This is a genomic window from Streptomyces sp. A01 (assembly GCF_059026195.1).
In genome coordinates this window covers 237792-258674 of sequence record NZ_JBWLKN010000001.1, presented here as the reverse complement: position 1 = coordinate 258674, position 20883 = coordinate 237792, and the positions used below count along the sequence as shown (strand labels likewise).

General features: G+C 71.6%; 20 protein-coding genes and 3 pseudogenes. 17 read left to right on the top strand and 6 right to left on the bottom strand.

Annotation, left to right across the window (positions count from 1 at the left end; genetic code table 11):
* Positions 1-133 precede the first annotated feature (133 nt).
* The gene (locus AC5P1B_RS00920) at positions 134-1132 is read left to right on the top strand and encodes a sirohydrochlorin chelatase (RefSeq protein ID WP_493884173.1); all 999 of its coding nucleotides are present in this window, start codon (positions 134-136) and stop codon (positions 1130-1132) included.
* Between the two features lie 378 nt (positions 1133-1510).
* Here the strand turns inward: AC5P1B_RS00920 and AC5P1B_RS00915 are convergent, their stop codons facing one another.
* Positions 1511-2674, bottom strand: coding sequence for a lactonase family protein (locus tag AC5P1B_RS00915; RefSeq protein WP_493884479.1), 1164 nt, complete (start codon positions 2672-2674; stop codon positions 1511-1513).
* Positions 2675-2908: 234 nt separating this feature from the next.
* Here AC5P1B_RS00915 and AC5P1B_RS00910 point away from each other — a divergent pair, with 234 nt between their 5' ends.
* Positions 2909-3298: a YciI family protein gene (locus AC5P1B_RS00910; RefSeq protein WP_493884172.1), complete on the top strand. Its 390-nt coding sequence runs from the start codon at positions 2909-2911 to the stop codon at positions 3296-3298.
* Between the two features lie 28 nt (positions 3299-3326).
* On the opposite strand, the gene AC5P1B_RS00905 is transcribed toward AC5P1B_RS00910, so the two are convergent.
* Positions 3327-4829: an FUSC family protein gene (locus AC5P1B_RS00905; RefSeq protein WP_493884478.1), complete on the bottom strand. Its 1503-nt coding sequence runs from the start codon at positions 4827-4829 to the stop codon at positions 3327-3329.
* Between the two features lie 326 nt (positions 4830-5155).
* On the opposite strand from AC5P1B_RS00905, the gene AC5P1B_RS00900 reads away from it, so the two are divergent.
* Both AC5P1B_RS00900 and AC5P1B_RS00895 read left to right on the top strand, forming a co-directional pair.
* Complete coding sequence (locus tag AC5P1B_RS00900; RefSeq protein ID WP_493884171.1) at positions 5156-5362, top strand: hypothetical protein; 207 nt, start codon at positions 5156-5158, stop codon at positions 5360-5362.
* 172 nt (positions 5363-5534) lie between these two features.
* Complete coding sequence (locus AC5P1B_RS00895; RefSeq protein WP_493884170.1) at positions 5535-5978, top strand: DUF4440 domain-containing protein; 444 nt, start codon at positions 5535-5537, stop codon at positions 5976-5978.
* A gap of 386 nt (positions 5979-6364) precedes the next feature.
* On the opposite strand, the gene AC5P1B_RS00890 is transcribed toward AC5P1B_RS00895, so the two are convergent.
* Both AC5P1B_RS00890 and AC5P1B_RS00885 read right to left on the bottom strand, forming a co-directional pair.
* Positions 6365-6523 carry a hypothetical protein gene (locus AC5P1B_RS00890; protein WP_493884498.1) on the bottom strand — a complete coding sequence of 53 codons (159 nt, stop codon included), beginning with the start codon at positions 6521-6523 and terminating at the stop codon, positions 6365-6367.
* Positions 6524-6732: 209 nt separating this feature from the next.
* Positions 6733-6951: pseudogene (locus tag AC5P1B_RS00885) on the bottom strand (alpha/beta hydrolase); the annotation flags it as partial.
* Between AC5P1B_RS00885 and AC5P1B_RS00880 the strand changes: the two are divergent.
* The 6 genes and pseudogenes from AC5P1B_RS00880 to AC5P1B_RS00855 all read left to right on the top strand — a co-directional run.
* A pseudogene (locus tag AC5P1B_RS00880) lies at positions 6925-7338 on the top strand (DeoR/GlpR family DNA-binding transcription regulator); the annotation flags it as partial. The pseudogenes AC5P1B_RS00885 and AC5P1B_RS00880 sit on opposite strands and share 27 nt — an antisense overlap.
* Positions 7339-7700: 362 nt before the next feature.
* The gene (locus tag AC5P1B_RS00875; RefSeq protein WP_493884169.1) at positions 7701-8276 is read left to right on the top strand and encodes a GNAT family N-acetyltransferase; all 576 of its coding nucleotides are present in this window, start codon (positions 7701-7703) and stop codon (positions 8274-8276) included.
* 215 nt (positions 8277-8491) lie between these two features.
* Positions 8492-8974, top strand: coding sequence for an Lrp/AsnC family transcriptional regulator (locus tag AC5P1B_RS00870; RefSeq protein WP_493884168.1), 483 nt, complete (start codon positions 8492-8494; stop codon positions 8972-8974).
* A 117-nt stretch (positions 8975-9091) separates the two neighbouring features.
* A complete protein-coding gene (locus tag AC5P1B_RS00865; RefSeq protein WP_493884167.1) occupies positions 9092-9778 on the top strand; it encodes an HAD family hydrolase in 687 nt (228 codons plus the stop codon).
* A gap of 244 nt (positions 9779-10022) precedes the next feature.
* Positions 10023-10409, top strand: a complete 387-nt coding sequence (locus tag AC5P1B_RS00860) for a DMT family transporter (protein ID WP_493884166.1) — start codon at positions 10023-10025, stop codon at positions 10407-10409.
* 75 nt (positions 10410-10484) lie between these two features.
* Positions 10485-10847, top strand: a complete 363-nt coding sequence (locus AC5P1B_RS00855; RefSeq protein ID WP_493884477.1) for a DMT family transporter — start codon at positions 10485-10487, stop codon at positions 10845-10847.
* A gap of 78 nt (positions 10848-10925) precedes the next feature.
* Here AC5P1B_RS00855 and AC5P1B_RS00850 read toward each other — a convergent pair.
* Positions 10926-11786, bottom strand: a pseudogene (locus AC5P1B_RS00850) (LysR family transcriptional regulator); the annotation flags it as partial.
* Positions 11787-11892: 106 nt separating this feature from the next.
* Between AC5P1B_RS00850 and AC5P1B_RS00845 the strand changes: the two are divergent.
* Both AC5P1B_RS00845 and AC5P1B_RS00840 read left to right on the top strand, forming a co-directional pair.
* Positions 11893-12345 carry a carboxymuconolactone decarboxylase family protein gene (locus AC5P1B_RS00845; RefSeq protein ID WP_493884165.1) on the top strand — a complete coding sequence of 151 codons (453 nt, stop codon included), beginning with the start codon at positions 11893-11895 and terminating at the stop codon, positions 12343-12345.
* Between the two features lie 237 nt (positions 12346-12582).
* Entirely contained in the window at positions 12583-13635 is a 1053-nt protein-coding gene (locus AC5P1B_RS00840; protein ID WP_493884164.1) for a chitinase, read from the top strand.
* 125 nt (positions 13636-13760) lie between these two features.
* Here the strand turns inward: AC5P1B_RS00840 and AC5P1B_RS00835 are convergent, their stop codons facing one another.
* Complete coding sequence (locus AC5P1B_RS00835; protein ID WP_493884163.1) at positions 13761-14231, bottom strand: MSMEG_6728 family protein; 471 nt, start codon at positions 14229-14231, stop codon at positions 13761-13763.
* 305 nt (positions 14232-14536) lie between these two features.
* Here AC5P1B_RS00835 and AC5P1B_RS00830 point away from each other — a divergent pair, with 305 nt between their 5' ends.
* From AC5P1B_RS00830 to AC5P1B_RS00810, 5 genes are all read left to right on the top strand, one after another.
* The gene (locus tag AC5P1B_RS00830) at positions 14537-15319 is read left to right on the top strand and encodes a CoA transferase subunit A (RefSeq protein ID WP_493884162.1); all 783 of its coding nucleotides are present in this window, start codon (positions 14537-14539) and stop codon (positions 15317-15319) included.
* A gap of 1 nt (position 15320) precedes the next feature.
* Positions 15321-15980: a CoA transferase subunit B gene (locus tag AC5P1B_RS00825; protein ID WP_493884161.1), complete on the top strand. Its 660-nt coding sequence runs from the start codon at positions 15321-15323 to the stop codon at positions 15978-15980.
* Between the two features lie 109 nt (positions 15981-16089).
* The gene (locus AC5P1B_RS00820; protein ID WP_493884160.1) at positions 16090-17544 is read left to right on the top strand and encodes a 3-hydroxybutyrate oligomer hydrolase family protein; all 1455 of its coding nucleotides are present in this window, start codon (positions 16090-16092) and stop codon (positions 17542-17544) included.
* 190 nt (positions 17545-17734) lie between these two features.
* A complete protein-coding gene (locus tag AC5P1B_RS00815; protein ID WP_493884159.1) occupies positions 17735-18532 on the top strand; it encodes a 3-hydroxybutyrate dehydrogenase in 798 nt (265 codons plus the stop codon).
* Between the two features lie 162 nt (positions 18533-18694).
* A complete protein-coding gene (locus AC5P1B_RS00810; RefSeq protein WP_493884158.1) occupies positions 18695-20851 on the top strand; it encodes an ATP-binding protein in 2157 nt (718 codons plus the stop codon).
* The last annotated feature ends 32 nt before the right edge of the window (positions 20852-20883 follow it).

Here is a 20883-nt window from a genome sequence, read left to right as displayed (position 1 = left end):
GTGCCCCGCGATCAGCGAACATAGCCGCCAACGACCCGTACACGCCATAAATCGCCGGATAAATCGGGACGGAAACGACCTAGCCGCACCCGCATGAACAGCTAAGCCCGATAATTGGCTAACATGCGGCGCCATGAGTTCCCCCACAGGGCCCGCGCCCGGCCTGCCCGTACGAATGCCACGTCCGCGCCAGTCTGGGCGGCACCGGCGGCCAGCGCCCGCGGCGGCCCCCGTCGGCGCGCCGCCGCTGGTCCTCGCCGTGCCCGGAACTCCCGACTCCGCCATCCGTGGCCTGGTCGGGGAGGTGCTGAGCATCGCCCGTTCCGAGCTGCCCGGCCTCGACGCCAGGATCGGTTACGTGGGCGGAGGCGACGAGGAATTCCCGCCGCTGGACGCGGTCCTCGCGCACGCCTCCAGCGAGCGCGAGTCGCTCCTCCGGCAAGCCGCCGAGGCCGCAGCGGCAGCTGAGACCGCCGCCGCCGCGCTCACGGACGAGGTGGAGGCCGCCGAGGCGGCCGAAGCGGCGGAGCTGCGTACGGCCCAGCTGAGGGCCGCCACCGACGGCCCCGCAGCCGTCGTCGTCCCGCTGCTGGCGGGCCCGCACAGCGAGCTGCTGCACCACGTACAGCAGGCCGTCAGCGACAGCGGCTGCGCCGCCAAGCTCACCGACCCGCTCGGTCCGCATCCGCTGCTCGCCGAGGCGCTGCACGTGCGCCTGTCTGAGGCGGGTCTGGCCCGCGCCGACCGCGCCCGGCTGTTCACGGTGGCGACGGCGGCGGACGGCATCATCCTGGCCACGGTCGGCGGCCAGGAAGCGGTGCAGGCGGCGGGCATCACCGGAATGCTGCTCTCCGCACGGCTGGCCGTTCCGGTGCTGGCCGCCGCGCTGGACGAGGAGGGCGCTGTAGCCCGCACCGCCGAGCAGCTGCTCGGCGCGGGCTCCCAGCGGCTCGCACTCGCCCCCTACCTGATCGGCCCCGAGGTCTCCCCGGAGCTGATCACGACGGCGGCCAAGGAAGCCGGCTGCGACGCCGCCGAACCGCTGGGCGCCTACCCGGCGGTGGGCAGGCTCGTGTTGTCCGCGTACGCCGCGACGCTCGGCATCACGCTGCAGGGCGCGTCCGCCCACTAGGTGTACTGGTCACGAGGTGTACGGGTCACGAGCGGTCCCGGCGGATCGCGCTGGGGACGAGGAGCCCCGGTCCGTGCGTCGCGGACCGCGGGTGCGTCGTGGCTGGTCGCACGGTTCCCCGCACCCCTGACGGGGCACACACCCCTGCGCTGGGCCAAGACGGCCTCCCCGGGCCTGGCGGCCTGGGAAGGCCCTCTGCGCAGCCCCGAGGCCGGGCACGCATGACCCGCCGGGACAACCCCTAGCGGCGGCTCTCCCCTCGCGGATGGCCCATCAGCGGATGGCCCCTCAGCGGACGGCACGCGGCACGTTGGCGGGCCCGGCTCTGCCTGGCCCCCGACGTGCTTCCCGCCCGCCGCCGTCCTCGCCCCGTGCCGCTCAGCCGAACACCACGCACGACGCCGCAGGCACCGCCATCGATCCTGACCGAGCCGGAATGCCCGTGTCCTGGTCGATGTCGAACCACGTCACATCGCCGGAGCGTTCGTTGGCCGCGTAGAGGTGACGGCCCGTGGGGCCGAGCGCCAGGTCGCGGGGCCAGTGGCCGCCGCAGCTGACGGTGGTGACGAGTTCCAGAGTGTCGCCCGCCGGGTCCAGTGCGAGCACGGCGATGCTGTCGTGCCCCCGGGTCGCGGCCCAGGCGAAGCGCCCGTCCGCCGCGATCACCAGCTTCGACGGGAAGTTCGCCCGGTCGCCGTCCAGGGCCCCGGCCGGGACGACGCTGGTTGACGCGAGCGGCACGAGTTCGCCCGTCGCCGGGTCCCACTGGCAGACCGTGGCCGTGGAGTCCAGCTCGTTGATGACGTACGCGCGGTCACCACGCGGGTGGAAGGTGAGGTGGCGCGGCCCGGCTCCCGGGTGGAGGCGGGTCTCATGGCGTACGCGCAGCTCGCCGCGCCCCGTGTCCAGCGCGCAGCTGCGGACGGTGTCCGTGCCCAGGTCGACGCCGAGAATCCAGCTGCCCGACGGGTCGGTCACGACGGCGTGGGCGTGCGGTCCGCGCTGCCGCTCGGGGTGGGGCCCGGCGCCGTGGTGCTGGAGCACGTCCGTGGGCGAGCCGAGTCCGCGCGGCGTCCGGGCGCCGCCACCGCCGGTGGCACTGCCACCAGCATCGTCAGCGCCGTTGTCCGTGAGGACGGGCAGCACACTGACGCTGCCCGAGGAGTAGTTCGCGGTGAGCAGGTGACCGTCGGCGAGCGTGAGGTGGGTGGGGTCGGCGCCGCCCACGGGCACAGGCTCGCCGAGCGGCGACGGCCGCCCGGGGTCGGCCAGGCTGAAGGCGGCTGCTGAGCCGTCCGGCGTCTCGCTCACCGCGTACAGCACCTCGGCCCGTGGGGACAGCGCGAGGTACGAGGGGTTCTCGATCGCGTTCGTCGTGTGCCGGACGGTGAGCGCTCCGGTTGTCCCCTCGACGGCCGCGGTGGTGATCCCCTGGCCTCCGGCCGAGGTGAACGATCCGATGTACGCCCATCGCCCGCCGTCAGTGCCGCCGCCCGTACCACTGTCACTGCCGCTGCCCGTGCCGTCGCTCGCGCTGTCCACCACCGCGTCGCCTCTCCTCGGCTGTCTGTGCGCACCGACCGTAGCAGCAGGTCCAGACCAAGAGCGGAGGGTGTTTTCCTCCGCTCCAGGTGTGCTGCCCGGCCGCGAGGAGTCAGATGCTACGAAGGGTCAGATGCTATGAAGACGCTGCCACGAAGGAGCTGAGCAGCTCCTGCCCGCGTCATCATGCTCCGTAGCCAATGGAGGCCACGTCGACACGGAAGAGGAGCCACGATGCAGTACATGGTGCAGATGTTCGGCAGCGGCACACAGTGGGACGACGAGATCGCTTCCTACTCCGATGAGGAGTTCCAGGCGATGGTCGCCTACATGTACCGGCTGAACGAGGACCTGGCCGCTTCCGGCGAGCTGCTGGAGACGCGCGGCCTGGGCGGCCCGGACGCGGTCACCACGGTCCAGGCCAGGGACGGTGACACGCCCCTGGTCAGCAAGGGTCCGCATACCCGGCAGGGCGCCATCCTCGCCGGGTACTGGGTGGTCGACGTCGCGAGCCACGAGCGGGCCATCGAGATCGCCGCGCGCGCCTCAGCGGCCCCCGGGCCCGGCGACAGCCACAACTCCCCCGTCGAACTGCACGCCCTGCCCTCGGGGCCGACCCGCTGACGGCGCGGAACAGCAACGCGCTCTCGCCTCACGCCCCCGCGAGCGGGGCGCGCGAACCCCCGCGCAGTGGAGCGGCGAGCGAGGCAAGGGCGGACTCCAGGCTGTGCAGATGCGCGAGCGCGCGCTCGGCGCCCGGGTGGTGGTGCGGTGCCGTGGCGAGCGCGGTGGAGTCGGCCGCGGGGGCCGGGTCGGCGGACACCAGACCGTGCACGGCCGCCTCGACACGCTGGCAGGCCGCGGTGAGCCGGGCGTCATGCGAGGCGTCCGGGTCGGCGGCGACCTCGGCCAGGCCGCGCACCTGACGTGCGCAGTCGTCGAGCAGGACCATGATCTCCCGGGCGCGGGCCTTACGGGCGCGCAGCGGGCTGAGCGGGTGCAGCAGCGGCGCCAGGGACAGGCGCACCCGGCCGAGAAGCAGTTCCAGTTCGGCGACGTGCGGCACCGGGTCGGCTTCCGCGCCGCCCGCCAGCCGCCGTGCGGCCTCGGCCGCGCAGTGCCGTACGGACAGCAGCGCGCGCTGAATCCAGGCGTCGGTCGCCGTGTGCGTGGTGACGGGCAGGACGACGGCCACGGCGAGCGCGGCGGCCGCGGCGCCGACGGCGGTCTGCTCGAAGCGGAGGGTCAGCAGTCCGGGGTGCAGCACGCCCAGAAGGCCGTAGAGCAGGCTCGCCATCACGGTCACGAAGAACATCATCCAGCTGTAGGACGGGGCCGCCGCGTAGAAGATCCCGAAAACGCACGCGGCGACGAGGGCCGCTGTGGGCGCGGGAGCGCCGTCGAGCGGCACGGCGACCACGAGCCCCACGGAGATGCCGAGGACCGTCCCGACGACCCGGCGAAAGCCACGGACCAGGGTCTCTCCGCGGGACGCGGTGTTGACGAAGATCCACCAGGCGGTGCCGACCGCCCAGTACCAGCGCTCGCCCGAGACGACCTGGCCGACGACGAGGGCGACCGCGCAGGCGGCGGTCGCCTGGAACGCCTGCCGTGTGGTGACCCGGGCCAGACCGCGCGCCGCCGGGGGCGCGGGCACCGCGGGGGGCGGTGTGCGGCGCTCGATGGGCCAGACCCCGAACCGTACGACGGCGGCCACCGCGAGGGCGGTCAGCACGGCGAGGCAGAGTTCGGGCAGCTGGCGGGGCACCGCGTGCAGGAACTGGGTGGCGAAGAACATCATGAACGCGAAGATGCCGAGGGCGTGCCCGCGCGGACCCCAGCGCCGGGCGTAGACACCGCAGAAGACCACGCCGAGGAACGCCGTGTCGCGGACGAGCGGCACATCGTGCAGCGATGCCGCCAGTGCCAGCACCGGCAGACCGGCGGCCGGGAGCAGGGCCGTGGTGACCGCCATCCGCCGCACGGTGGAATCGCCGACAGTGAAGAGGGCGAGCAACGCCGCGAGGCCGCCGGTGATCGAGGCGGCCAGAGACAGCCCGGCCAGCTCGGCGGCTGCTACCGCCAGGCCGACACCGAGTACGGCGCGCGCGGAGACGCGCAGCCGCAACCGCCCTGGGTCGGGGGCCACCAGCATCCTCTTCAACACGGCTTATCCCGCTCCTTCCGTGTCCTTCGATGAATTGGCATGAAAAAGGCGCCGCGGGGAGATCCGCAGCGCCATCGACATCACCATCACACCACCACATCCGCTGGTGGCTCAAGCGAGACGCGAAATGCTGGGCCATTGGCCCAGTGCCGTCCCATTTGCCTGCACCAGGAGAGGGCCAATGGCAGCACAGCCTTCGAGGCCACCGGCACCCCCCTCAGACCCGCAGCGCCGAGGCGCGCCACACAGGCCGGGACGCCGCCCCCCTCGCAAAAACTAGCCCATCGCAGTGCAAATTAACTTATTCTGTACACATGCACACCGACGAGCGTGAGACGGCACCGCAGGCCGGACATGTCTGCCCCGCCTGCAACACTCATGTGACCGCGGAGATCAAGCGGCGTAAGACGATGGGAATCGTCGTGCCCCGCTGGGAACCGGGCCCATGCCACAACCCGCGCTGCCCGGAATACGTGCCCGAGAAGAGTTCTCACAGCAGTACAGAGAAAGAGAAGCAGTAAGCGCGGTAGGCACTGACAACTCTCCCCTCGGTGGCACGCCTGGCCCGGCCTCTACCCGGGCTTGGCGGTTTGGAGGCGCTGTCGTGCAGACAGCGATTGCTCCCCCAAGCCAGGCGATGCCGACGGTGCGGGCAAGGAGGCCCCGGCGTCGGGACGCGTCTACGATCGGGCCATGGGCGACAGCGCCGATCCATTCCTGGAACGTCCCGAAAACGACGAGGTTCACGCTCAGCTCGCCGCCGTCGTGAAGGACTGGGCGGCGGCGATCGTCGCCAACGACGCCGCGCGGATCGCACGCTTCCTGGCGGACGATTGGGCCATCGTCTCCGAGTCGGGCATCGCCACCAGAGAGCAGTTCCTCGAACTTGTCGCCTCCGGTGAGCTGACCCACTCGGCGATGGATCTCATCAGCCGACCCAGGGTCCGAGCGCACGGCGACACCGCCGTGTTCACCGCGCGGGCGACGAACACCGCCCACTACACGGGTCAGCGATTCGACGCCGAGATTCGACGCCGACGAGTGGACGACCGATGTCTTCGTGCGGCGGGACGGCCGCTGGCTGTGCGTGCTGAGCCACATCACGACGGCGGCTCCAGCGCCACCGGCGTGAGCTGATCGCCGCCCCACACCCACCCCACCACATCTCCCCAGCCTCCGCCCTGAGACGCACCTGGCGCACCTGACGGCAGGTGGGACCTGCGGTCTGCCTCTCCGACGTCCGCTCTTCCCGCTCGTCCTCGGTGAGCGCGTCCCAGATCGCGGGGTTCATGTGCATGATCAGCAAGAACTTCACCGTGCCGTCTCCTTCACCTGGTGCGGCCGCCCCGACGGCGCCGCCTGCGGATCAGTCGTTGCCGTCACCGCGTTCTCAACATCCCCGCAAGGTGACTTACGGCGCGAGATCCGCCGACCCGCTCCCGCCGCCGGGAGGGCGCACCGCGTCGGGCGCCGTCGACACATGATGATCTGGAGGATCGAGAGGGACATGCCCCATCTCGGCTTCAGCCTGCGGTGTCATGTGGCGTACCGCTGAGGAGGGTGTCGACGAAGCGCCCGCGCGGGGCGGCGTTACGGGTGAACCACAGGCCCAGCCGGTGATCGGCCTCCGGGTAGGTGAGCCGGGCGAACCGCGAGCGTGAGGCGCCGAGGGCGGCTGCCACGGCCTCGGTGACGGCCGGGGGATGACCGCGTCGGTGGCCGGTGTGACGAGGACCGCCCGGGTGGACAGGGACCGGAAGACCTCAAGCGCCGGGGAGCGCCGCCAGCTGTCCGGCGTCCGGATGATCTCGGTGAAGCCGAGGCCGAAGGGCACGGGCCATGCCTCAGGTGCGTAGACCGCCGGTGCGCAGAGCCCGATGGACGCCACCCGCGAATCGTAGTGCGCCACGAGGTCGGCCACGGTCTGTCCGCTCATGCTGAATCCGGTCAGCACCAGCGGGTGACCGGCCGGGACGTGGTGGTCGATCACGGCGCGGGCCTGGGTGAACCGCCGCTCCAGGCTCAGTTCGCGAAGCAAGCCGGAGCTGTCACCGTGCCCGGAGAAGTCGAAGGCGAGAGCCCTGTGTCCGTGCTGCCCCTGTCCCTGCACGCGGTGAACGCGCTGACCGGGGCCCCGCGGCTGACGCTGCTGGTGCCCGGCGGGCGGCCCCGGCCGGGCGAGCTGGCGCTGACCGGCCCGCTGACCGAGGCATCGCTGGCCGCCCTGCGTTTCGACACCGCGGTCCTCGGCTGCTGCGGACTCAACGCGTCAAACGGCCTGACCGCCTACGACTTGGACGACGCCGCCGTCAAACGGGCCGCGATCGCCTCGGCCCGCCGAGTCATCGCCGTCGCTGACGGCGCCAAACTCCTCCGTACCGCCCTCGCCTTCGTCGCTCCCGCCTCCGCGTCGCACGCCGTCGTCACCGACGAGAGCGCTCCGCGGGAGGAGACCGGCGCACCGGCCGCGGCGGGCGTGAGCGTACGAACGGTGTGATCTCGCCACCGGTACCGCCCCCCATACCGCCCCGGTACCGTGCTGTGCGATCTGTTCGGTGCCCTCGCACACCGCCAGTGCACACCGGCGGCGCACACCGGCGGCGCGGTCGCACACCGGCGGCGCGCGACGATGCCGCCGGTGGCCGAGCGAGGGCCGCCGAAGCGACCCCCTGGAGAGAGGCGACTCATGAGCAGACAGGCCACACCCTCAGCGGGCGAACCCCGGCGCCTGACCGGCGAGTTCCCCGGCCATGGCTGGCCGGCCCCGGGGCGTCCGGCACGGGTGCACGACCGGTCCGTCCAGGCTCTCGACGCCCGGATACACGCCCGGATACGGCGACAGCGGCCCGGGAGCACCGGATGAGCGCCGCCGTCACACTGCGCGCGGAAGCGACGCCCCCGGCCGCGGCTCTCGTGCTCCGCCCCTGGTGCGAGGCGGATATCACCGCGTTGGTCGAGGCGTATCGTGATCCCGCTCTGAACCGGTGGCCCGGCTCACCCGTGGACGAGGCCGGCGGGACGCGGTGGGTGGAGGCACAGCGGCAGGGGTGGGCGACGGGGGACCGGCTGAGCTTCGCGGTGCTTGAAGCGCGCCCCGGCTCAGCTCACGAGCGACTGGTGGGCAACGTGGTCCTCAAGGACCGCGCCACCGGCAAGCCGTCGGCCGAGGTGGGCTACTGGACGTCGGCGCACGCACGCGGGCGCGGCGTGGCCTCGCGGGCCTTGGAGGCGCTCACCGACTGGGCCTTCCGCGCCTTCGGCGACGACGGACTAAAACGCCTCGAACTCCTCCATCAGGTGGACAACCAGGCGTCGTGCCGTGTCGCGACCAAGAGCGGGTACGCGTTCGACAGCGTCCTTTCCCCGTGGCCGCCCACCTACCCCAACGAGGGCCATCTGCACGTACGCCACCGCCCGGACCTCGCAGCCCGGTAAGTCCGGCCCCGTTGCCCGCCTTCGCCCGCTTGGAGGAGCGCACGGCAAGGCCACCGGGAGCTGGGCGGGCCCCTCGGTGTCCTTGCCCGCTACGGGCCGCCGGCCGGGCGCACCGCCACCGACACCGAGCGGGGCAAGGGACCGGGCGGGCCGCGCACTGGGCCGTTGGTACAGTCACCAACCCCCGCACAGCACCAGAAGGAGGCCGTTGGCCCATGGCCGTGGACGCTCTCGACGCGAAGATCCTCCGGCTGATGCTGGAGCAGCCGCGCACCAGCGTGCGCGAGTACGCCCGGCTGCTCGGGGTGGCCCGTGGCACCGTGCAGGCGCGGCTTGACCGGCTGGAGCGCGAGGGCGTGATCACCGGCACGGCCCCCCGGCTGTCCGCGGCAGCGCTGGGCCATCCCGTACTGGCCTTCGTGCACATCGAGGTGACGCAGGGCCATCTGGACGATGTGGGCAACGCGCTCGCCGAGGTGCCGGAGATCATCGAGGCGTTCTCGATCACCGGTGCCGGGGACCTGATGACGCGGGTCGTGGCGCGGGACGCGGGACATCTGGAGGACGTCGTCCAGCGGCTGATCCAGCTGCCCGGCGTCGTGCGCACACGCACCGAGATCGCGCTGCGCCAGCGGGTGCCGTACCGGATGCTGCCGCTGGTGGACGCGGTGGGCGCGGAGGCGAGCCGGGCGCGGTGACCCCGCCCGGGGCGCCCACCGGGACGGCGGTCCCCGGCGGACGGGCGCCGTCTCCGGGGACGGCACGGGGCGTGCCCGGCGGACCGGTCCCGATTCCGGACTTGGCATGCTGGTCGCATGAGCGCTTCCCGTACCCCCTCGGTCATCTTCGATCTCGACGGCACCCTCGTGGACAGTGAGCCCCACTACTACGAAGCGGGGCGGCACACCCTCGCCCAGTACGGGGTGCGGGACTTCAGCTGGGAGGACCACACCCGGTTCATCGGGATCGGCACCCGTGAGACGCTCACCATCCTGCGCTCGGAGTACGGCATCGACGCCCCGGTGGACGAGCTGCTCGCGGTCAAGAACCGGTACTTCCTGGAGCTGGCGCCCGCCGCCACCGAGGTCTTCCCCGAGATGCGCAAGTTCGTGGAACGGCTGTCAGCCGCCGGGCACCCGCTGGCCGTGGCCTCGGGGTCATCCCGCGCCGCGATCGGGGCCGTACTGGCGGCCACCGGGCTGGACACGCAGCTCATGACCTTCGTCTCGGCGGACGAGGTGGGTCAGGGCAAGCCCGAGCCCGACGTCTTCCTTGAGGCGGCCCGGCGGATCGGCGCGGAGCCCGCCGACTGCGTCGCCGTCGAGGACGCGCCTCCCGGGGCAGAGGCGGCGCACCGGGCCGGGATGGCCTGCATCGCCGTGCCGTACATGCCGGACACAGCTGACGACCCGTGGTTCGGCTCGGTCGGTCTCCTCTTCCCCGGCGGCCAGCGCGAGTTCGACGCGCAGAAAGCGTACGACTGGGTACGCGCCGCTCGTTGACGGCCCGGCCCCCTGGGTTGCCCCTCCCGCCCTGCCCGTCTCCGGTGCGGCCGCGAACGCGCGGGGGGCGTGTGGTGGGTGAGCGTCCGGGGGTGCGCGCGTGGGAGGAGCGTCCGGGCCTGTGCGGGCGCTGGTGAGTGGCGGTAATCGATCGTTCCGCAGATCGTCATTGTTCGGGACGGACCGCTGAACGATCTTTAGGTGACCGCGCACAAACCATCAACGCACCTCCGGGAGGCCCCCCGTGGCCTGGATCTATCTGCTCATCGCTGCCGTCTTCGAGGTCGTCTTCGCCCTCGGCACCAACGCCACCGACGGCTTCACCAAGCTCGGCCCCTCGCTGCTGACCGCCGTGGCGGCAGCGGGCGGGATCTTCTTCCTCAGCCTGGCGCTGAAGACGCTCGACGTCGGCGTCGGCTACACCATCTGGACCGGTATCGGCTCGGTCGGCACCGTCACCTTCGGCACGCTGGTCTTCGACGAGGACCTGGGCGTCGGCAAGGTCCTCGCGTTCGTCCTCATCATCGGAGGCGTGCTGGGTCTCAAGCTCGCCGACCGGTTCACGACCGCCCCCGCGTCGGCTGCGACGTCAGAGGCTGAACAGCAGCCCGGACACCCCGTCACCGTCTGAGCCGCCGGCGAGCGCGCACTCCCCGAGCGCGCCACCGCATCGCTCAGCCCCATCTGTCACTCACGCATCCCCGCTGTGCCGCGCGCCGCGCCGCATGCCCTCCGAAGGAGCACCGCCATGGCCTGGACCTTCCTCGCGATCGCCATCGTCTTCGAGATCGCCTTCGCCCTCGGCACCAACGCCACCAAGGGCTTCACCAAGCTCTGGCCCTCCGTCTTCACCCTGCTCGCCGCCGCGGGCGGCATCTACACCCTCAGCCTGGCGCTGAAGTCCATGGACGTCGGGGTGGGTTACACCATCTGGACCGGAGTCGGCTCCATAGGCACCGTCATCCTCGCCGCCTTCATCTACAAGGAGAAGATCACTCTTCCGAAGCTCGCCTCGTTCGGCGCCATCATCGGTGGCGTCGTGCTCCTCAAGGTCGCCGCCGGAGCCTGACCGTGCGCCCGGCGACCTCGCAGGCCGGTCAGTGCTCTCCACCCTCGGGCCGCGCGCGATGGCGACATCGTGCGCGGCCGTGGCGAAGGCGCGGCTGCGGCTGGTCTCCCCCGCCGCGCGCCACACCAGGCCCCAGGACAGCGGCGGCGCGTCGTCGATCGGCACGTAGGCGATGTCGGGGCGGGCATAGAAGCGGGTCACCTGAGCGCCGACGGGGAAGATTCCCTCGCCCGCGGCGACCAGCGCCAGGATCTCCTGGAAGGTGCCGACGGTCGCCCCCCTCGGGATGAGCTTGCCGCTGGGCGTCCTGCTCGGCGTGCGGGCCTCGATCCAGTAATCGGGCAGCGCCGAGGTGACACCGAGGTTCTTGTCCCGCGCGAGATCCTCCAGCGAGACGGACCGGCGCCTGGCGAACGGGTGCCTGGCCGACACCGCCAGCATCTGCCCTTCCTCGACCAGGACAGGTCCGGTGACCAGGTCGTCTTCCCGTACGGGAAACGAGGTGACCATCAAGTCGGCCTCACCTTCCCGGAGCATGCGGAACCCGTCACCGAACTGGATCTCGCGGATGCGTACCTCGCAGTCGGCGTGGCGGGCCCTGAAGACGTCGATGGTCTCCAGGAGCACCTCACCGGCCCCCGCTCCCACGAATCCCACCGTCAGCACACCGCTGATGCCGCGCCCGGCGGCGATCGCCTTGGCTATCTCCTCCTGAATGCGCTGGTGGGCCGGTGCGATCCCGTCACGCATCCGGCGTCCGACGGGGGTCAGGCTCACTCGGCGGCTGGTCCGCTCGAACAGCGAGACCCCGATACGGCGCTCCAGCGTCTGGATGATCTGGCTGACCCGCCCCTGGGACAGCCCCAGCCGCTCGGCGGTGCGCCGGAAGTGCAGCTCCTCCGCCAGCGTCAGGAACGTCTCTATCTCGTGCCGTTCCAACCGTCCCCCACTGATTAGGTCCGCAGATCGATCGATTCGCGGATCGCCATTGTTGCGGATGCCTCACTGTCCGAGGGTGGAGGGACCACCGCCGAGAAAGGCAGACATGCACAGGCAACGCATCGATCTGAGCGCCGCGGCCCCCCGCGGACACCAGGCGCTGGTAGCCGCCGAGCGCGTACTGCGCGATGAGGGGCTGTGTGACGACCGGCTCCGGGAACTGGTGATGATCCGGACCTCTCAGCTCAACGGCTGCGCGTACTCCCTTGACCGGCACACCGCGGAGGCGCTGCGGCTGGGCGACAGCCCGGAACGTCTGAACCAGCTGGCAGGCTGGCGCGACTCCCCGCTGATCACGCCGACCGAACGGGCCGCTCTCGCGATGACGGAGGCGGTCACCCGGCTCTCCCCCGAGGGGGTGCCGCAGGAGGTCTACGACGAGGCCGAGCACTTCCTCGGACCCCGGAACCTCGCTCACCTCATCCTGACCGTCGCGGTCGCCAACGCCGTCGACCGCACCGCCGTCGCCGCCCGGCTCCAGCCACCGCGCGACCGCTGACACTGACGGCTGAGCCCGGAGCGCCGGACCAGCACGCCGAGCTTGGAGCACGTGCAGTCTGGTCCAGACCTATTGCGTTTAAGTCTGGACCAATTTACCGTGTGCCGCACCACACCACGTACGTCTCCGGGCCCCTCTCCGGGAGGTGAGCGTGTCACCCAGTACGTCTCCCCTTCCCTCTCCCTGGACACCGGGCCGACTCGGCGGCGCCCAGTCATGGCAAGAAGGGAGCACAACATGGTCCGTCGGACGGTACGTCTGCTCGGCGTCGGCCTGGCGATGGCATGCGCCGCGCAGTTGCCGGTCACCGCGACAGCGAGCACCCCGCAGGACACCACGTGTGCGGTCAAGCCCAAGCCCTCGGGGAAGGTGCTCCAGGGCTACTGGGAGAACTGGGACGGCGCGGCCAACGGCGTCCACCCGCCCTTCGGTTGGACGCCCATCACCGACCCCCGCATCCGTGAGCACGGCTACAACGTGATCAACGCGGCCTTCCCGGTCATCCGCTCGGACGGCACCGTTCTGTGGGAGGACGGAATGGACGCGACGGTGAAGGTCGCGACCCCGGCTGAGATGTGCGCGGCCAAGGCGTCCGGCTCGACGATCCTGATGTCCATCGGTGGTGCGGCCGCCGGCATCGACCTCAACTCCAGTGCCGTAGCCGACCGGTTCGTCGAGACGGTGGTGCCGATCCTGAAGAAGTACAACTTCGACGGCATCGACATCGACATCGAGACCGGCCTCGTCGGCAGCGGCTCCATCACCAGACCGTCGGCCTCGCAGGCCAACCTCATGCGCATCATCGACGGCGTCCTCGCCAAGATGCCCCCGGACTTCGGCCTCACGATGGCACCCGAGACGGCCTACGTCACCGGAGGCAGCGTGACGTACGGCTCGATCTGGGGCGCGTACCTGCCCATCGTGAAGAAGTACGCGGACAACGGCCGGCTGTGGTGGCTGAACATGCAGTACTACAACGGCAGCATGTACGGGTGCTCCGGCGACTCGTACTCGGCCGGAACGGTCGCGGGCTTCACCGCGCAGACCGACTGCCTCAACAAGGGGCTGGTCGTGCAGGGCACCACGATCAGGGTTCCCTACGACAAGCAGGTCCCCGGGCTTCCGGCCCAACCGGGCGCGGGGGGCGGCTACATGTCGCCGAGCCTGGTGTCACAGGCGTGGAAAAAGTACAACAACGGCCTGAAAGGGCTCATGACCTGGTCGATCAACTGGGACGGCTCGAAGGGCTGGACGTTCGGCAACAACGTCAAGGCGCTGCAAGGCCGCTGAGACAGTCGGCGGACGGACGCGGTGGGGCCGCCGTGCGGCCCGGACCACGTGCGGCCCGGACCACGTGCGGCCCCCCAGCACCGCCGCCGCTGTGCCCCGCGCGTCGCCCCGCCCACCGGGAAGGCTCACCCTCCGGCCCGGTCCGAGGGCGGCCAGACATACGGCAGGTCGTCAGGAACGTCGGGGAAGAGCGGGCGGTAGTGTGCCGGGTCCTTGCGTACGAGTGAGGAGCGGTGGCTGAGGTGAAAGGTGTCGTCACCCAGCCAGGGCGGCAGCTCCCCGGCCGCCGCGAGCTCGGGCTGGGTGCGGACGTGAGCGCGGTGGCGGGCCGAGGCCAGTCCGGCACTCAGGCTCGCCGCGCAGGTATCCGCCCGTCCCATCGCCGTCCACACGCCGCAGACGTCGAGTCCGTAGCGCACCAGGGCCTCCTCATATCCGGCCCACATCCGGACGGCCGGATGATGCCGCCACCCGTACCCCTCGACGGTGAGGCCACGCAGCACCTGAAGCACCTCGACCCGCTGTTTGCCCAGGCGGCGCGGGTCGAGTGCCCGGGCGCTCAGGATGAAATCCGCGTACGGCAGGAACGTCTGCATGAGCCGTTCCTACCGCGCGCGGCGTCCGGTGGCGCGCTGGGCTCGGCCGACCGGGAGGCGACCGCGGGGACGCCAGCTCGCGTCCGCGCGGGTCTACGGACTTCGGGCCGGACGCGCACGGCGGCCGGGGGTCCGCCCGCGACCGTTGCTGCCCTGCCCCCGGCCGGCTCGATGCGGTGGTGAGCTCCATAGGCGTCGGATGAATCATGGAGTCGACCACCATGGCTCTCCGTGGGGCCCCTTCCTAGTCTCGGTTGACGTCGTCGCGCGGCCGTCGCCACGACGCATCAAGGAGAGGTCTTCGGATGAGTCTGGACAAGGTAGTCGCCCGTGCGGCTGACGCGGTCGCCGACATCGCCGAGGGGGCGACGCTGGCCGTGGGGGGCTTCGGGCTGTGCGGTATACCCAGTGTGCTGATCCACGCCCTGCTGGAGAGGGTGGTCGGGGATCTGCGGGTGGTGTCCAACAACTGCGGGGTGGACGACTGGGGTCTCGGCCTGCTGCTGGAGGCGGGGCTGATCTCCCGGATGACCAGCTCCTATGTGGGGGAGAACAAGGAGTTCGCCCGCCAGTACCTCAGCGGCGAGCTGGAGGTGGAGCTGGTTCCGCAGGGCACGCTGGCGGAGCGGCTGCGGGCGGGCGGGGCGGGCGTCCCCGCGTTCTACACCCCGGCCGGTGTGGGCACGCCGATCGCCGAGGGCGGGCTGGCATGGCGTTACCGGTCGGACGGCACGGTCGCTGTCGCCTCGCCCCCGAAGGAGGTCCGTACGTTCGCCGGGCGTGAATACCTCCTGGAGGAGGGCATCACCACCGACTTCGCGCTGGTCCGCGCGGCGGTCGGCGACCGGCACGGGAACCTCCTGTGGCACTCCTCGGACCGCAACTTCAATCCACTGGCCGCGATGGCCGGGCGTATCACCATCGCCGAGGTGGAGGAACTGGTCGAGCCGGGGGACCTTCCCCCCGACATCGTCCAGCTACCCGGGGTCTTCGTGCAGCGAGTGGTCGCTGTCTCAGCGGACGACCCCCGAGCCGAGAAGCGGATCGAGCGGCGCACCGCGCGTGCGCGCCAGGAAGGGCAGGTCTGAGATGGCTCTGACGCGAGAGCAGCTGGCGGCCCGCGCCGCCCGCGAGCTGCGGGACGGCTCCTACGTGAACCTGGGCATCGGTCTGCCCACCTTGGTTCCCAACCATCTGCCGGCGGGGGTCGAGGTGGTGCTCCAGTCCGAGAACGGCATCCTGGGTGTCGGGCCCTACCCGTACGAGGACGAGGTCCGGCCGGAGCTGATCAACGCGGGCAAGGAGACGGTGACCGTCCTGCCCGGGGCGTCGTACTTCGACTCCGCGCTGTCGTTCGCGATGATCAGGGGCGGGCACATCGACGTGGCGCTGCTGGGCGCCATGCAGGTGTCCGCGTCGGGTGACCTGGCGAACTGGGTGATCCCCGGGAAGATGGTCAAGGGCATGGGCGGGGCCATGGATCTGGTGCACGGTGCCCGGCGGGTAATCGTGATGATGGAGCACACCGCGCGGGACGGAACGCCCAAGCTGGTCGAGGACTGCACCCTTCCGCTCACCGGCTGGCGTGTGGTGCATCGGGTGATCACCGACCTCGCCGTCCTCGATGTCACTCCTGATGGGCTGCTGCTGCGCGAACTGGCCGAAGGCACGAGTGTGGCCGACGTCCGAGCCGTGACCGGAGCCGAGTTCGTCGTGGCGGAAGAGCCCGCGCCCATGGTCTGTGCGTGACGGCCCACCCGCCTCCGTGGGCCCGCGCACGACCCCGGCTGTGCCCTCCGACGCGGCCGGAAGCGTCCGGCCGACCAGAAACACATCCACACAGCCACGGAGGTACGCCATGCCCCTGGTCCTCTCCCCCGGCGCGTCGCCACCCGCACCACGGGGCCGCCCGGCGCGCACGCGGTGGACACGGCGGGTGGCCACCGGGACCGCGGTTCTGCTGGTGTGCGGCACGGCCCCGGCCCTAGCTCAGCAACCGGCGCCGACCCGCGGAAACCACTGCGCCCGGACGGCCTCACTCACCGTCCCCGGCGCGGAGCACCAACAAGCAGGCTGCCTGGACGAGTTGACCACCGCCGGGACCGTCGCGTCGGGGCACACCGACCCCGCCGACTGGGCCGGGCTGACTCCGGCCCGCCTGCCCACCCCCAGCGGAGTACCGGGCATCCAGATCGACGGATACTTCCCCGACACCTCCACCACCAACACCAACCACGGCTGGAAGCACGACGCCCAGTTCGTCATCCGGCTGCCCGACCGCTGGAACGGCGGACTCGTGATCACGGGCTCGCCCGGGGTCCGTGAGCAGTACGCCAACGACCGGGCCATCGGCGACTGGGCACTCTCCCGCGGGTACGCGTTCGCCGCGACCGACAAGGGCAACACCGGCGCGGCGTTCCACCGGGACGGCGCGGAACCCGGCGGAGCCATCGCCGAATGGAACCACCGGTTCACCCAGCTCACCCGGGCCGCCCGCGCGGTCGTCGCGCAGCGCTACCACAGACCTCCCGCCCGTACGCTGGCCACCGGCATGTCCAACGGCGGCTACCTCGTGCGCTGGCAGCTGGAGAACCATCCCGAGCTGTACGACGGAGGCGTGGACTGGGAAGGCGCGCTATGGCGGGCGCGGGGGCCGAACCTGCTCACCTTCCTGCCACCCGCTCTGCGCTCGTACCCCACCTACGCGCGCGGTGGCGACGGCGCGGACCGCGCCCACCGGGACATGGTCGCCGCCGGCTTCCCGGCGGGCTCGGAGTTCCTGTGGCCCTTCCACCACCAGCACTACTGGGACCTGACCCAGCGCGTCTACCGCGAGGAACTGGACCTGGGCTACGACGGGCCGACCGAAGCGGGCACCCCGTACTGCGCACCGGGAACACCCGCGTGCGACGCCGACTACGACTACACGACCCGGCCCAGTGCGGTCCGCAAGGCCGTAGCGAAGATCGCTCTGACCGGTCGGATCGGCAAACCGCTGATCAGCCTGCACGGCACGCTCGATGTGCTGCTGCCCGTCAGCCGTGCCTCCGACGTCTACGCGGACCTGGTCCGTGACGCGGGCCGCAGCAGGCTCTTCCGGTACTACCGCGTCGAGGGCGGCACCCACACCGACTCGCTCTTCGACACGTTCCCGGACAAGCTGCGCCCCCTCGTCCCCTGCCACCGCTCCGCCTTCACCGCGCTGGAGGACTGGATTCGGCGCGGCCACAAGCCACCCGCCAGCCGCACACTCCCCCGGCCCGGCGGGGCCGACCAGGCCACGCTGCTCACCCACTGCCCGCTCGACCGGTAGTACGCCGGTCATACCGCTGGCCACGGGGCCCTCATCCGAGGGCCCCGTTTCGTGTGCGCACCACCGATGACCCGCTGCCGGTCCCCGCCGCGCACCGTCACGGGCGTGTCGGCCGACGACACTCCCCCACGCCGCACTGTGGTGGCGGTGAACATGGGATGTCCGGGCGGGCGTCTCTAGCCTTCCGACCATGACGAGCCAATCTCACGCGGCCCCCCGGGCCTTCGCGCACGGCATCGATGGCGTGGACCTCGCAGGGCGGACCGCCATGGTGACCGGTGGCGGCAGCGGCATCGGACGGGCCTGCGCCGAGGCGCTGGCCGACGCCGGAGCCTTCGTCCATGTGGTGGACCTCGACGCCGAGGCGGCCAAGGCCGCCGCCACGGCCGTCGATGGCCGCCCCCACACCGTGGACCTCTCCGACGCCGAGGCCGTCCAGGAACTCCCGGTCGCGGTGGACATCCTGGTCAACAGCGCCGGGCTGCAACATGTGGCCCCCCTTGAGGACTTCCCGCCCGCCCGGTTCGAGCTGATCCAGAAGGTGATGGTCACCGCACCGTTCCTGCTGCTGCGCCAGTGCCTGCCCCACATGTACGCGGGCGGCTGGGGCCGGGTGGTGAACATCTCCAGCGTGCACGGGCTGCGGGCCAGCGCCTTCAAGGCCGCGTATGTCGCCGCCAAGCACGGCCTGGAGGGGCTGAGCAAGGTCGCCGCCATCGAGGGAGCCGCGCACGGAGTGACCAGCAACTGCCTCAACCCCGGCTACGTCCGTACGCCCATGGTCGAGGGCCAGATCGCCACGCAGGCCGCCGCGCACGGCATCGCCCCCGAGACGGTGGTCACCGATGTGCTGCTGGGCCGCTCCGCGATCAAGAGGCTGATCGAACCCGAGGAGGTGGCCGCGGCCGCCGTGTGGCTCTGCGGCCCGCACAGCGGCTTCATCACCGGGGCGTCCCTCCCCATCGACGGCGGCTGGGGCGCGCACTGACGCGCCACCCGGTCGCGCGCTCACGCCCACCGGCTTCCGCCCCACGGCGCGTGCCACGCGCACCGCGTCTACCGCCGCCCTTCCGCGCGCCAGTGCGCGTACACGGTCCCGATGACGCAGGATCGGACCGATCCGTCCGGGGGGACGGGCAAGGAGGGGACCATGGGCGCGAACACGATGAGCACGCCGGGACCAGCGGGCGGCTCGCGAAACGACTCGGCGAACGACCTGGGAGACGGCTCGGCGGGTGACTTGGGGACCGGCTCGGGGCACGGCTCGGCGGATGACATGGCACGCGGCCCGTCCGGCGGCTCAGCACACGGCTTACTGGGGAGCCGGCTGACCGTGGCCCGAGACCGGGGCTTCGCCGGCCGGGCGACGGAACTCGGCCTGTTCCGCACCGCGTTGGAAGGCGGCAGCGGCAGCTTCGCGGTGATGTATCTGCACGGCCCCGGCGGCATCGGCAAGTCCATGCTGCTGCGCCGGTTCGCGAGCGAGGCGCGGAGCGCGGGCCGTACCGTCGTCGAGGTCGACGGACGGACCGTCCAGCCCACGCCGGAGGGGTTCGAGGCCGAGGCCCGGGCACTGTTCACCGCGCCTGGGTCTGTCTTCCTGGTCGACACCTTCGAGCGGTGCCAGGGCCTGGAGGGGTGGTTGCGCGACCGGTTCCTGCCCCGGCTACCGGTGGGAACGGTCGTGGTGGTCGCCGGCCGCGAGGCCCCCGACCCCCGCTGGACGACCGATCCGGGATGGTCCGACCTGCTGCGGGTCTGCGCTCTGCGCAACCTCCCACCCGAGGACGCCGTGGCGTTCCTGCGCGCGCGGGGGGTGCCCGAGCGCACGCGCGATCCCCTGCTCGCCTTCACCGGCGGGCACCCGCTGGCGCTGGCCCTGGCGGCGGCAATCGCCGTCGAGGACGAGGCCGCGGCGGCGAACTGGTCCCCGAGCCGCGGCGTGATCGAGACACTGCTGACCCAGCTCGTCGGCGACGTGCCCTCGCCGCTGCACCGCCATGCGCTGGAGATCTGCGCACACGCCTACGTGACCACGGAGGCACTGCTGCGGGCCCAGCTCAGCGAAGCGGCGGCCGGGCCGATGTTCAGCTGGCTGCGCCGGCTGCCCTTCGTCGAGGCCATCGGGCTCGGCCTGTTCCCGCACGACGTGGTGCGGGAGGCACTGGAGGCGGACCTGCGGTGGCGCGATCCTGAGGGGTACGAGGAGATGCACCGCCGGCTCCACGACCACCTCTTCGAGCAGGTCAGGGCGGCACCCGACGCCGGGATGCTGCGCGCGGTCGGCGCGTTCCTGTACATGTACCGGTACAACGGCTACATGTCGGACTTCCATACGTGGTGCGGCGAGGGCGTCGTCCAGGAAGCCCCCTGCGCACACGCCGACCGCGAGCGGGTGCTGGAGCTGACCCTCCAGGCGGAGGGACCGGCATCGGTGAAGATCGCCCGATACTGGCTGGAGCGGCAGCCGGAGGCGTTCAGGGTCTACCGGTCCACGGAGACCGGCGAACTCGTCGCCTTCTCCGCGTGGTTGCGGCTGACCGAACCGGTCAGCGCCGACATCGACCCGGTGGTCGCCGCGGCGTGGGACCACACCAGGGCCCTGGCCCCGCTGCACACCGGTGAGCACCTCGCCCTCGCCCGCTTCTCGGTGTACCCGCCGGTCTACCAGCGTGCCTCAGCGCCCATGGACCTGATGCAGTGGCGGGCGATGGGCGAGATCTTCCGGGCCGACGAACTGGCCTGGTCGTTCATCGTGATGCGGGACGCGGAGTACTGGAACGCCCACATGGAGCACTTCGACCTGCTCCCGGTCCCTCAGACGCCCGCCGTCGGCCCGTGGCCGTACACCCTGTACGCGCACGACTGGCGGGCCCAGCCGGTCCGGCCGTGGCTGGAGCTCAAGACCCGCGAGATGCTGTCGGGCCCGCAGAGCCCCCGGCAGGAGGCCGAACTCACCGTCCTGGCACGGACGGAGTTCGACACGGCCGTACGCGCGGGGCTGCGCGCGCTGCGCAGCCGGGACGAACTGGAGGCGAACCCCCTCAGCCGCAGCCGGCTCGTGGCCGGGCGGAGGACCAGTCTGCGCGAGGTACTCACGCGGGCGATCGAGGAACTGCTCACGGAGCGCGGCGGCGACAAGCGCCACCGGGCGCTCGCCACCACCTTCCTGCACGGCTCGCCCACCCAGGAAGTGGCGGCCGAGCGGCTCGGACTGCCGTTCAGTACGTACCGCAGGCATCTGAGCGGGGGAATCGAGCGGCTCTGCGAAGCCCTCTGGCGGCAGGAGCTCTACGGGCAGGAGTGAGCAGGAAGCACACCGGACCGAGCAGGAAGTGG